We start from the raw sequence: 12,099 nt of genomic DNA, 5'->3' as shown, positions 1-12,099 counted from the left end.
CAAGGTTTTAGGCCATCATGTCGACGAGCGAGCCGGGTTCGGCATCGTCCTTGCCGGTCAGCGCTTGCATCATGCGGCGGCTGATTTCGTCCTCGATGGCATCGCGGGCCTCTGGATCCATTGAGGCGACGGAGTCTTCGCTCATGCCCATGCTTTCCAGAATCTGCATGCGCAGGCGTTCGGCCGGGGACATGCGGGCGATTTCGAGGAATTCTTCCTCGGCACTGGGCTTGATCGGATTGGTGACCTTGCCCGAACTCATGCTGAGCGGGGAGTTGATGAGGGAGATGGAGCTCAAGGCGGAGGTGATCATGACAGACCATGACAGGAGGGATGGTGTCTCAATCAATGCAAGGAGCTTGCCAGTGCCGGGAGGCCGTGACTCCTGGGGATTTTGTGGGTTGGCGGGCGCTGGCGTTGCCTCGCGGCAGAACCTGCCGTGCCGAAATTGCCGTGTTGTCTGAACCGGGTGGCTGATTTTGCCGTTGTGGAGAGTCTGATGGACAAGCCAGTTATCGACCGCAATCTCTATGTGCCCGCAATCGACGCCTGGATTGATCCGTCCGAGCCGAAGGCGCGGGCGATTATTACTCATGGGCATGCCGACCACGCCCGTTCGGGCCATGGGGCGGTGTTGGCGACGCCCGATACGATCGAGATCATGAAGGTGCGCTATGGCGAGGATTGCGCCGGGCGGTTTGAGGCGCTGGATTTTCATGACCCGCTGACGATTGATGGGGCGACGGTCACGTTGTTTCCGGCGGGGCACATTCTGGGTTCGGCACAGGTGCTTATCGAGGCCGAGGGGCAGCGGGCGGTGGTCACTGGCGACTACAAGCGGCTGCGGGATCGGACGGCACAGCCCTATGAGCCGGTTGCTTGTGACCTGCTTATTACCGAGGCCACCTTTGGGCTACCGGTCTTTCAGCATCCTGACCCCAAGGATGAGATTGCGCGACTGCTGAAATCGGTCGCGGCGCAGCCGGAGCGGAGCCATCTCATTGGCTGCTATGCGCTGGGCAAGGCGCAGCGGGTGATTGCGCTGTTGCGCGATGCCGGGTGGGACAGGCCGATTTATCTCCATGGCGCGATGATCAGGCTCTGCGAGCTTTATCAGGCGCTGGGGGTGGAGCTCGGGGAACTCTTGCCGGCGACGGGCATGGGCAAGGCGGAGATGATGGGGCAGATCGTCATTGCGCCGCCTGCGGCCATTCGCGATCGCTGGAGCCGGCGTTTTCCCGATCCGGTCGTGTGCCAGGCTTCGGGCTGGATGAGCGTGAAACAGCGGGCGCGACAGGCGCTGGCGGAACTGCCGCTGGTGATTTCGGACCATTGCGACTGGGGCGAACTCAATGTCTCGATCCTCGAAAGCGGGGCTGAGACCGTCTGGGTGACGCATGGCCGCGAGGATGCGCTGGTCTATTGGTGCAAGAAGCAGGGGCTCAAGGCCGAGCCGCTGGCCCTGCCGGGGCTCGATGACGATGGCGGGGAGGGCGGGGAATGAAGCGTTTTGCCGACCTCCTGGAACTGCTCGCTTTGACGCCGTCGCGCACGCGAAAACTGGAGGCACTGAAGCGGTATTTTGTCGAGGTGCCGGACCCGGATCGCGGCATCGCGCTGGCAGTTCTTACAAGCGAGATGGACATCCGCAATGTGAAGCCGGCGCTGCTGCGCGAGACGGTGCTGGCGGAGGTCGACGAGACGCTGTTTGCGCTGAGCTATGACTATGTCGGCGATCTCGGCGAAACCATTGCACTGATCTGGCCGCATAAGGCCGAGGGGGAATTGCCGCGGCTTTCCGAGCTTGTTGATCTCCTCAATCACACCAGCAAGGCGGAGTTGCCGAGGGTGATTGGTGGGCTCCTTAGTCAGGCCGCCATTCATGAGCGCTGGGCGCTGGTAAAGCTCGCGACCGGGGCGCTGCGCATTGGCGTTTCGGCGCGGTTGGCCAAGACCGCGCTGGCGGAGATGAGCGGGGTGGAACTGCAGGACATTGAGGAGGTCTGGCATGGGCTGAAGCCGCCCTATGCCAATCTTTTTGCCTGGCTCGAGGGCAAGGCGGGGCGGCCGGATATCGACAATGCGGCGCGGTTTCATCCGCTGATGCTGTCCAACCCAATCGAGGACAAGGATTTTGAAAAACTCGATCCCCGGGATTTTTCCGCCGAGTGGAAATGGGATGGGATCCGTGTGCAGCTGGTATTGGGTGCGCAGGGTGTGTCGATGTTTTCGCGTACGGGCGACGAGATCAGCGCCTCGTTTCCCGATGTCGTGGACAATGTCATGGGCCGGGCGGTGCTCGATGGCGAATTGCTGGTCGGGCATGACTTTGATGCGAGGAGTTTCAACGACCTGCAGCAGCGGCTGAACCGCAAGGTGGCCCAGGCCAAGCAGATGCAGGAGCTGCCGGCCTTTGTGCGCGTCTATGACATGCTCTTTGATGGCGAGGAGGATGTTCGCGCGCTCGGCTGGGAAGAGCGGCGGGCGCGGCTGGAAGCGTGGTTTCAGAGGAATCCGCAGACGCGGCTCGATCTCTCCGAAGTGCTGCCATTTGGGGATTGGGATGATCTCGGAAGGTTGCGCCGGCAGGGCGCCGACGAGCATGGCCATGAAGGGGTGATGATCAAACTCAGGACGGCGCCCTATGTGCCGGGGCGGCCCAAGGGGTTCTGGTTCAAGTGGAAGCGCGATCCCAATGTCGTCGACGCGGTGCTGATGTATGCGCAGCGTGGGCATGGCAAGCGCAGTTCCTATTATTCGGACTACACGTTTGGGGTCTGGAAAGGGAACGAGATCGTGCCGATCGGAAAAGCCTATTTCGGCTTTACCGATGAGGAGCTCAAGCAGCTCGACAAGTGGATCCGCGCCAATACTACGGGCAGTTTCGGGCCGGTGCGCGAGGTGAAGAAGGAGCTGGTTTTCGAGGTGGCGTTTGACTCGGCGCAAAAGAGCGGGCGGCACAAATCTGGCGTGGCGCTGCGGTTCCCGCGGATAAGCAGGATCCGGTGGGACAAGCCGGCGCAGGAGGCGGCGCGGCTCGAGGACATGGATGCCTTCGTTGGCGTACCGGATGGGTGACGGTGTCGATCGATAAAATACGGGGCAAGTTCTTGGGGCTCGTTTAGCGAGCGCCGGGCTAGAGGATCGAGATCGGGGATCCTCATGGCCATTACCGCTGCCAGCTACAACCAGCCAAGCGTACCGTCGCGGTTTCAATCCGCTCGGCAGGGCCTGTTGGCGCTGAAAACCGTGGTGCAGCAGCCTGCGGCGCGCGAAGAGGTGAGCTTTGAGGCGCGCTATGGCTCGCGCATCAAGTATTCCAGCCAGCCGCTCTATGCCAGCCGCCCAATCTATGTGACGCGCGACCGGTTCGAGGATCGGGACGTTACGGAAGAGCGCAATGTCTATGAGACGCGGCCGGTCTATACGCAGCGCCCGGTCTATGAAACCAAGGTGACAGGCACGCGAGACATCAGCGGCTTCGCATCGGCGGCTACGGCCGGGCTTGATGAAAAAGCCGACTTTTCGGTGCAGGTCGATGGCGCGGCCGCTTCCACGGTAAAATTCACCGGAACCAATATTGCGGTGACCTCCAATGGGGTGACGCAGAATTTTGCCTATACCGCCATGGCCGGATCGTTCCAGACGGCACTGACTTCGGCGCTGGGCAGTATCGACCATGTCGAGGCGCAGATCGGGGCGGGCGGAAAGCTCATCCTGTCGACCGACAATGCCCAGAGCCTGACGCTGGCCGAAGTGCCCAATGGCTTTCTCGATGTATCGGGCACCGCGCTCGATAAGCTTGGCTTTGTCGCCGGACAAACGACCGCGCAGCAGACCGGTACGGTTTCCGAACAGACCGGCACCGAAGAGGTGCTAACGGGCACCGAAACGGTCGTGGTGGGCAGCGAGCGCGTGAAGGTGGGTTCCGAACAGGTTGAGACCGGCAAGCAAAGCTATGTCAACGGTTCGCAACTGGTTGAGGATGGCTTTGAGTCCGTGATCGTTGGCTATGATCGTGTGGTTTTGGCGGGCGCGGCCGACAATCTTGAACTGCGCACCAAGCAGGTTTCACTAAGGCAGACGCTGGCCAAGCTCGTCACGGCCGCGCAAAAGGACCTGAGCGCCAGCGGCGCAGTGGGTCTGCGCGTCACCGAAGGCATCTCGACCATCCTGACGATGCTGGGGAGCGAGGAAGCGTTGACCGGCGACAAGATCGAGAGTGCCGTGCGGCGTCTCGATCAGGCGCGCGGTGCCTATATGGCCAGCATTGGGGCGGGCCAGGCGGCGTCGGGCAATCTCTTTTTCGATGACGGCCTGAACGGTCTGGTTCAGGCGACGGCGCGGCGGAGGCCCGAGGTGGGGAATTTCCGGCCGGCCTTGATCAGCTTGCCATCGAGGCCCAGGACCTTGTCCCAGAGCGCGATGACGAGTGGGCTGGGCGCGACGTTTGGAAACGTCTTGAAGATGGCTTGGCCCGCTTTATCGGCGGGCAGATAGCGCGAGAGAATGCCGAGCGCGGTAGCGGCGCCGCGAGTGCTGCCTTGCAGGCAGTGGATCATCAGACGCGCATCTTTTGGCAGACCATCGACGAAGGCCATGATCTCTTCGATATGGGCGCGGGTCGGGGCGCCCGGGGCGGCGGGATCGGCGACGTCCTCGAAGCGGGCATGGAGCTGGCGGGTCTGATCGAAATCGGGCAGGCCGAGATAGCGGCTTTCCGGGCCATAGATGGAGATGATGTGGCTCGGGGCCCATTCGACGCCATTGCGGCGGGCTTCGGTCTGGCTGCAGACCAGCATGGCGCAGGGCCAGCGATTGGGATGGCCGATACCGTCTGTCAGGGACGCGAACAATTCTGACATGACCTAACTCGCAGAAGAGACTCGTGTCCGGGCAAGTTTGCGGATTTCTTGCAGTTCGGCAATCGTGGTTTGCAGGTCTGCCAATTGTTGTTCAAGCAATTTTAGACGCTCGTCGACCTTTTCGGCGAGAAGGTTGACCTGCTGGCCACGGTCGGCGTCGTAGAGCGCGAGATAGTCGGAAATATCGCGCAGCGAGAAGCCGAGGCGCTTGCCGCGCAGGATCAGGATCAGCCGGGCGCGATCGCGGCGGCGGAAGACGCGGGTGGCGCCCAGCCGCTCGGGCGCGATCAGGCCCTTGCTTTCATAGAAGCGGATGGCCCGGGTCGAGATGCCGAATTCGCGGGCGAGATCGGCGATGGAATAGAGATCCGGGCTATCGGCGTCGGAGGAAGTCACTGCTTTTTGGCTTTCTTCTGGGCATATTCTTCGCGCAGCTCTTTCTTGCTGAGTTTGCCGATCAGCGTCTTGGGGAGCGCGTCCTTGAAGATGATTTCCTTGGGCATCTCGATCTTGTTGAGCTTGTCGCCAAGGAAATGTTTGAGGTCGGCTTCGCTGACCGTTTTGCCTTCGCGAAGTTTGACATAGGCGACCGGCGCCTCGCCGCGATAGTCGTCGGGCACGCCGATGACATTGGTTTCCTCGACCGCTTCATGGGTCATCAGCGCTTCCTCGATGGTGCGCGGATAAACGTTGAAGCCGGAACAGATGATCAGGTCCTTGATGCGGTCGACGAGGAAGACATAGCCGTCTTCATCGACATGGCCGACATCGCCGGTGCGCAGCCAGCCGTCGTCAAAAGCTTCGGCCGATGCTTCGGGATTGTTGTAGTAGCCCGACATGACCTGGGCGCCCTTGACCTGCAATTCGCCGTTCTCGCCGATGCCCACTTCCTTGTGCTTGTCGACATCGACAAAGCGGATATCGGTGCCCGGCAGGGGCAGGCCGATGGACATGGGTTTTGAGGGGACGCGCAGGGCTGCACAGCAGACGACGGGCGAGGCCTCGGTGAGGCCATAGCCTTCGGCGAGGATGGCTTTCGATTTTTTTGCGAAGGCGTGGCGGACTTCATCGGGCAGCGCCGCGCCGCCGGAAATGGCGACTTCGAGGCTTGCCAGGTGTTCGGCTGTGGCCGTGTCGGCGCGGGCGATGGCATTGAGCAGGGTCGGCACGGCAGGCAGGACGTTTGCCTTGGTGCGCATGAGAAGGTCGAGCAGAGCCTTCAATTCGAAGCGCGGCAGCATGACCACCTGCGTGCCATTGCAGAGCGGCACGTTCATGCAGACGGTCATGGCGAAGATGTGGAAGAAGGGCAGGACAGCGACCACCTTCGAGGGCGGATAGAAGAGCCCGCAGCCCCATTTGTCGATCTGGCTCATATTGGCCGCGATATTGGCATGGGTCAGCAGCGCGCCCTTGGGGATGCCGGTGGTGCCGCCGGTATATTGCTGCACGGCGATGTCAGTCCTGGCGTCGATGTGGACGGCGCTCGGGGTCTCCTTCGCCGCAATCAGGTCATCGAAGGCGCGGATTTTTCCAACATGCACGGACCGCGAGGGATTGGAGAGGTCCTTGCGCTTGAAGAGCGAGAACAGGACCTTTTTCGCCAGCGGCAGTGCGTCGGGGAAATGGCAGACGACCAGCGATTTGACGTGGCCGGCGGTGAGCAGGGCCTCGGCCTTTTCAAAGATCAGCTTGAGATCGAGCGTGATCAGAATATCGGCGCCGGCATTCTTGGTGATGTGGCTCAGCTCCGGAACGGTATAGAGCGGGTTGCAATTGACCACCGTGCCGCCGGCGCGGAGCACGCCATAGTAGGCGATGGGATAAAAGGGCGTATTGGGCAGCATGAGCGCGACGCGACTGCCCTTCTTGACGCCATATTGGGACTGGAGGGCGCCGGCAAAGGCGACGATCTTCTTGGCGAGGTCGCCGAAAGTGGTGGTGCCACCGAGGAAGTCGAGGGCCACGGCCGAGGGGTTGCGCGCACAGGCGGCCAGAACCTGTTCATGCACCGGGGTCGTGTCGATCTCGGTTTGCCACTCGATCCCTTCGGGGTAGCTGGCGAGCCAGGGACGAACGCGGTCGGGCGAATGAGTCTCGGTCGACATGCCTTGTTTCCTCCTCGTGATGCCGGCAGCGCGGTATGTTCCGTCGCTTCCTCCGCCAGCATGCAGGAAGAACTATTTCACGGCTTTACGTTAGCGTCAAACAACTGCCTTTGGGGTACCTGCGTTCCCCACTGATCTGAGCAATGCAGAGGGAAGGCAAAACGTGTCGGAATTTCGTTTCGAGGCCGAAGTCATCCACTGGTGCGGGCCGGCGCCGTTCTACTTTGCGCGGCTGCCGGAAGAGGTGGCGCGGCAAGTCGGGGAGATGGCCAAGGCTGTGTCCTATGGCTGGGGCGTCATTCCGGTCGAGGCGGTGATCGGCGAGGTCACGTTCCGCACTTCGCTCTTTCCCAAGGAGGGCGGCTATCTTCTGCCGCTCAAGGATGCGGTGCGCAAGAAAATCTCCATTCCCGAGAGTGGCGTGCTGGAGATCGTCATGGTCGTGGGGCCGGCCTGACGGCAAAAGGCCCCGCCGGAGCGGGGCCCTTAACCTGCTGATTGCATGAGGGAAAGCCTCAGGCAACGGCGCGGAGCTGCGGCTTGCCTTCGGCAGCCTGGGCCACGGCCCAGTTGAGGGCAATGTCGGCGACCTGTTCCCAACCCTTGTCCATCAGCGTCCAGTGCGAACGATCCTCGAAGATATGAAGGTCGGTCTGCGTCTTGGCCTTGCGCTGCTTGTTGTAGATGGCGCGGGTCATCGAGGCATCGGCGATCAGGTCCTTGCCGCCGCCGATCAGGAGGAGCGGGGCACGGTTCTGCTTGGCCCAGTCGATCTTGATCGGGTTGACGACGCCGTTCCAGTAGACCCGGCCGGGGGTCGGGACGACGTAGCGATCGTAGTTGGCATCGACATCGGCGATATCCTGGGTCTGGGCGAAGCGGCTGGCGAAGAAGTCGCGGCTCATCACCTTGGCCTTCTTCCACGAGAAGATGTCAGAGAAGACCGGCAGGGCCGAGACGATGGCCTGGGGTCCGAGCGGCACGCCGGGGGTCGGGGCGGGGTTGATGGCGACGCCGGCAACACCGAGACCGCGGGACAGCAGATGCTGCACGAAGACACCGCCGAGCGAGTGACCGATCAGGATCGGCTTTTCGGGAAGAGCGCGGATGATGGCTTCGTAGTGGTCGAGGATTTGGCTCTGGCTCAGGGTGGCGAGTTCCTTGGCCGGGGCGGCGCGGAGCTGGGCGGGGGGTGCGATTGTCAAACGGCCAGTCGGGGGCGATGACATTAAAACCCTGGGCTTCGTAGCGGGCCTTCACCTTTTCCCAGGAAAGAGCATTGAGCCAGGCGCCATGGATAAGAACGATCGTGTTGGTCATTTTAGTCTCCTCAGTGTTTGGCGAACCCCTTGTTCGCTGTGATGAGTTGAACTTAGAGTGGTCCAAGGCGAGCGACGATTGTCGCAAGTGACAGAATCAGGTCCGGAAGTGACAAAGAAACTGGACGCCATTCGACACACCGAAATTGGCCTCATGCTTTACCCCGGCTGCGCCATGGCATCTGTCCACGGCCTCACCGATGCCTTCGAGGTCGCCAACGACTATGCGCGCCAGCATGGCGGGCCCGAGCGCATCAGGACCACGCACTGGAAGCTGGGCGAAGGGGGCTTTTCGCGCATTTTTGACAGCGCACCGGAGGCCGGGGGGCAACCGGTGATCGTCATTATTCCTGGCCGTCTCGCCGATGCCCTTCGAGCCGACGAGGTCACCGATTTCGTGCCCTGGATCCATGAGCGTCACAAGGCCGGCTCGACCCTGGCTTCCATCTGCGGAGGGGCGTTCATGCTCGGCCATGCGGGGCTCCTCTCGGGCCGCCGGGCGACGACGCACTGGCTTTATGCCGATGCCTTTCGGGCCGCCTTTCCCGATGTCGATATGACCCCGGGCGACATCATCGTCGAAGACGGCGACATCATCACTGCCGGCGGCATGCTCGCCTGGACCGATCTCGGCCTGCGGCTGGTGCACCGGATTCTCGGACCGACGGTGATGGCGGATACGGCGAAGTTTTTGCTGGTCGATCCTGCTGGGCGGGAGCAGCGGCACTATTCGCGCTTTGCGCCCAATCTGACGCATGGCGACAAGGCGATCCTGAAGGTGCAGCACTGGCTGCAGGGACGGGCCGGCAAGGAAGTGTCGGTGGAGGCCATGTCCGCTGAGGCTGGGCTCGAAACGCGGACGTTTTTGCGCCGGTTTCAAAAGGCGACCGGGGTCAGGCCGACCGAATATGTGCAGGACCTGCGCGTGGCGCTGGCCCGCGAAAAACTCGAATTCAGCCGGGACTCGGTGGAACAGATCGCCTGGGATGTCGGGTACAAGGACCCTGCCGCGTTCAGGCGGGTGTTCCAGCGCATTACCGGGCTCGGGGTCGGGGCCTATCGCGAACGATTTAACGCCAATGCTGCGGTGGGAAACCTCGCCTAAAGAACCAAGGCGCATGCTGAGCCTGGAATAGGCCTCGCATCGGCCCAAAGTGGACGTTTGCGGCGTTTAGTTGACGTTTACGTAAAGCTTGCTAGAGTGCGGTCAACAAATGCTGCGTCATGGTCTAGGGTGACGTGAGGCATAAGGGCTGGTTCCGTTGAGATCGGTCCGGCGGTTTGGCATGGCGGGCGACGCCTCCAATCTTGGTGTCGCGCCGTTCGAGGAGGACAGTGCAGTGACCCTATTGCTTATCTTGATTGCCGTTGCGGTGTTCGCCACGCTGGCCATGCGCGAGAGCCCGCTCTGGCAATGGGGCGCCGCGGCAATCGCTATTGGTCTCCTGTCGGGCGTGCAGTTTGCGACCAGCGGAGCGACCTACGGCCTGGGCTTTGGGAGCTGGGTACTTATCGTCCTCGGCGTCGTCATGCTGGCGCTCAGCCTTGAGCCGATACGCAAGGCCGTGCTGATCACGCCGATCTTTGGGGCCGTCAAATCGATCCTGCCCAAGGTGAGCCGCACGGAGCAGGAGGCGCTCGATGCCGGTACTGTCGGCTGGGATGCGGAACTGTTTTCGGGGCGTCCGGACTGGGACAAGCTGACCAAAATCCGGCCGCTGACACTTTCAGCGGAAGAGCAGGCCTTTCTCGATAACGAGACCGAAACCGCCTGCAAGATGATCGACGACTGGGATATCCGCCATAACCGCGCTGATCTCTCGCCCGAACTCTGGCAGTTCCTGCGCGACAAGGGTTTTTTGGGCATGCTCATCGGCAAGGAGCATGGTGGCCTCGGTTTTACCGCGCAGGCACAGTCGATGATCGTGTCGAAGATCGCCAGCCGCTCGGTGGCGGCGGGTATTACCGTCATGGTGCCCAATTCGCTCGGGCCGGGTGAACTGCTCGAAAAATACGGCACGCCGGCGCAGAAGGAAAAATATCTGCATCGCCTGGCGACCGGTAAGGACATTCCGTGCTTTGCGCTGACCGGCGTGCATTCGGGGTCCGATGCTGGCGGCATGCGCGATATCGGTATCGTCACCAAGGGCATGTGGAACGGGCAGGAAGTGCTTGGTGTCAACCTGACCTTCGACAAGCGCTATATTACGCTGGCACCGATTGCGACGCTGGTCGGTCTCGCCTTCATCCTCAAGGACCCGGACAATCTGCTTGGGCGCGGCGAGGATATCGGCATTACGCTGGCGCTCATTCCCAGCGATCATCAGGGGCTTGATATCGGCCGCCGGCACTATCCGGCGCGGCAGGCCTTCATGAATGGTCCGGTGCGCGGCACCAATATGTTCGTGCCGATCGATTATCTCATCGGTGGCACCGACTATGCCGGCCAGGGTTGGCGCATGCTGATGGAGTGTCTGGCGACGGGCCGCGCTATTTCGCTGCCGGCCATCGGCTCGATCTCGATCAAGGCGACGCTGCGTGCGACTTCGGCCTATGCCCGTGTGCGCCGGCAGTTCGGTATTCCGGTCGGGATCATGGAAGGCGTGGCCGAGCCGCTCGGCGAAATGATCAAGCGCGCCTATAGCTTTGAGGCGGCGCGGCGGCTGACGGCGTCGATGGTTGATGAAGGCCAGCGGCCGGCGGTGATTGCGGGCCTCCTGAAATACACGACGACGGAAGCCATGCGCGACAGCATGGACGATGCCTTCGATATCCAGGGTGGCCGCGCCATTCAGGATGGTCCGGGCAACTATCTCTTCGGCGCCTATCAGGCGCTGCCGGTGGCGATCACCGTGGAAGGCGCGAATATCCTGACGCGCACGCTGATGACCTTTGCGCAGGGCGTGCTGCGTGCGCATCCTTATCTGCTCAAGGAAGTTGAGGCGGCGCAGAATCGGGATCGCAAGGCTGGCATTGACGCTTTCGACAAGGCCTTTGGCGGGCATACGGCCTTCATGCTGCGCAATATCGTGGCGAGTTTTCTGCATGGCCTCACCAATGGCGCCTTTGCCTCATCGCCCAATGATGGGCCGATGGCTGGGTGGTATCGAAAGCTCCATCGCTATTCGCAGGATTTTGCGCTGGTGGCTGACTGGACCACGGTGGTTCTGGGCGGCGCGCTGAAGCGCAAGCAGAAGCTTTCGGGCCGCATGGCCGATCTTCTGGGCGACCTTTACCTCATGTCGGCAACGCTGAAGCGTTTTGACGAAGAGGGGCGGATTGCCGAGGATAAGGAACTCGTTGAAGCCATCATGGCCGACCGGATCGCCTCCATCGAAAAGAGCTTTGGCGAAGTCTTTGATAACTTCCCCAATCCCTTCTTTGCCTGGGCCATGCGCATTCTCTGCTTCCCGCTGGGGCGCCATGCCAAGCGCGCCAGCGACCGGGTCAATTATCGCTTCGTGCGCGCCGTGCTGCGGCCGGGTGCCTTCCGCGACCGGTTGACGACGGGAGTTTATGTGACGACGGACCCAAATGATGTCACAGGCGTTCTCGAAGATGCCTTCATCAAGGTGACGGAGGCCGAGGATATCGAGGCACGGTTCATCAAGGCGTCGCGCCGCGGCGTGTTCGAACGGCGGCTCGATCGGGATGCCATCGTCGACGCGGTCAAGGCCGGGGTCATCAATGACAACGAGGCCGGGATCATGCGGGCGGCGGATGAGGCGACGGAACGGGCTGTGCATGTCGATGATTTCGACAAGGACATCCTGAAACAGACCGAGCCGCGCGCGGCAGCCGAATAAG

At 61.8% G+C, this 12,099-nt stretch carries 10 protein-coding genes; 6 read left to right on the top strand and 4 right to left on the bottom strand.

What is annotated here, in order from left to right; all coding sequences use genetic code 11:
- Positions 1-7: 7 nt before the first annotated feature.
- Entirely contained in the window at positions 8-313 is a 306-nt protein-coding gene (locus tag NVV77_RS14640) for a hypothetical protein (RefSeq protein WP_295414548.1), read from the bottom strand.
- A gap of 186 nt (positions 314-499) precedes the next feature.
- On the opposite strand from NVV77_RS14640, the gene NVV77_RS14635 reads away from it, so the two are divergent.
- The 3 genes from NVV77_RS14635 (at position 500) to NVV77_RS14625 (ending at position 4,500) form a co-directional block, all read left to right on the top strand.
- Positions 500-1,504 (top strand): ligase-associated DNA damage response exonuclease, encoded by a 1,005-nt coding sequence (locus tag NVV77_RS14635; protein ID WP_295414546.1) that lies wholly within the window; start codon positions 500-502, stop codon positions 1,502-1,504.
- Positions 1,501-3,078, top strand: coding sequence for a cisplatin damage response ATP-dependent DNA ligase (locus NVV77_RS14630; protein WP_295414545.1), 1,578 nt, complete (start codon positions 1,501-1,503; stop codon positions 3,076-3,078). Before NVV77_RS14635 ends, NVV77_RS14630 begins: the two co-directional genes overlap by 4 nt.
- A gap of 84 nt (positions 3,079-3,162) precedes the next feature.
- Positions 3,163-4,500 (top strand): hypothetical protein, encoded by a 1,338-nt coding sequence (locus tag NVV77_RS14625; protein ID WP_295414543.1) that lies wholly within the window; start codon positions 3,163-3,165, stop codon positions 4,498-4,500.
- A 368-nt stretch (positions 4,501-4,868) separates the two neighbouring features.
- On the opposite strand, the gene NVV77_RS14620 is transcribed toward NVV77_RS14625, so the two are convergent.
- Complete coding sequence (locus tag NVV77_RS14620; protein WP_295414541.1) at positions 4,869-5,261, bottom strand: MerR family DNA-binding protein; 393 nt, start codon at positions 5,259-5,261, stop codon at positions 4,869-4,871.
- Positions 5,258-6,973, bottom strand: coding sequence for a long-chain fatty acid--CoA ligase (locus tag NVV77_RS14615; protein ID WP_295414540.1), 1,716 nt, complete (start codon positions 6,971-6,973; stop codon positions 5,258-5,260). Before NVV77_RS14615 ends, NVV77_RS14620 begins: the two co-directional genes overlap by 4 nt.
- 163 nt (positions 6,974-7,136) lie before the next feature.
- Between NVV77_RS14615 and NVV77_RS14610 the strand changes: the two genes are divergently transcribed.
- On the top strand, positions 7,137-7,430 hold the full coding sequence (locus tag NVV77_RS14610) for a DUF1905 domain-containing protein (RefSeq protein WP_295414539.1): 294 nt from the start codon (positions 7,137-7,139) through the stop codon (positions 7,428-7,430).
- Between the two features lie 58 nt (positions 7,431-7,488).
- On the opposite strand, the gene NVV77_RS14605 is transcribed toward NVV77_RS14610, so the two are convergent.
- On the bottom strand, positions 7,489-8,178 hold the full coding sequence (locus NVV77_RS14605) for an alpha/beta hydrolase (protein ID WP_295414537.1): 690 nt from the start codon (positions 8,176-8,178) through the stop codon (positions 7,489-7,491).
- 268 nt (positions 8,179-8,446) lie between these two features.
- Here NVV77_RS14605 and NVV77_RS14600 point away from each other — a divergent pair, with 268 nt between their 5' ends.
- Positions 8,447-9,397, top strand: coding sequence for a GlxA family transcriptional regulator (locus tag NVV77_RS14600; protein WP_295414697.1), 951 nt, complete (start codon positions 8,447-8,449; stop codon positions 9,395-9,397).
- A 235-nt stretch (positions 9,398-9,632) separates the two neighbouring features.
- Positions 9,633-12,098, top strand: a complete 2,466-nt coding sequence (locus tag NVV77_RS14595) for an acyl-CoA dehydrogenase (protein WP_295414536.1) — start codon at positions 9,633-9,635, stop codon at positions 12,096-12,098.
- Position 12,099 lies beyond the last annotated feature (1 nt).

The organism is Devosia sp. (genome assembly GCF_024707125.1).
Classification (GTDB): Bacteria; Pseudomonadota; Alphaproteobacteria; order Rhizobiales; family Devosiaceae; genus Devosia.
The sequence above is the reverse complement of the archived record's forward strand: the minus strand, read 5'-3'. Positions and strand labels throughout refer to the sequence as shown.

What these genes read in the sequence shown, in the direction of transcription:
- NVV77_RS14640 (WP_295414548.1), bottom strand. Translation starts at nt 313, where the DNA reads ATGATCACCTCCGCCTTGAGCTCCATCTCCCTCATCAACTCCCCGCTC.
- NVV77_RS14635 (WP_295414546.1), top strand. Translation starts at nt 500, where the DNA reads ATGGACAAGCCAGTTATCGACCGCAATCTCTATGTGCCCGCAATCGAC.
- NVV77_RS14630 (WP_295414545.1), top strand. Translation starts at nt 1,501, where the DNA reads ATGAAGCGTTTTGCCGACCTCCTGGAACTGCTCGCTTTGACGCCGTCG.
- NVV77_RS14625 (WP_295414543.1), top strand. Translation starts at nt 3,163, where the DNA reads ATGGCCATTACCGCTGCCAGCTACAACCAGCCAAGCGTACCGTCGCGG.
- NVV77_RS14615 (WP_295414540.1), bottom strand. Translation starts at nt 6,973, where the DNA reads ATGTCGACCGAGACTCATTCGCCCGACCGCGTTCGTCCCTGGCTCGCC.
- NVV77_RS14600 (WP_295414697.1), top strand. Translation starts at nt 8,447, where the DNA reads ATGCTTTACCCCGGCTGCGCCATGGCATCTGTCCACGGCCTCACCGAT.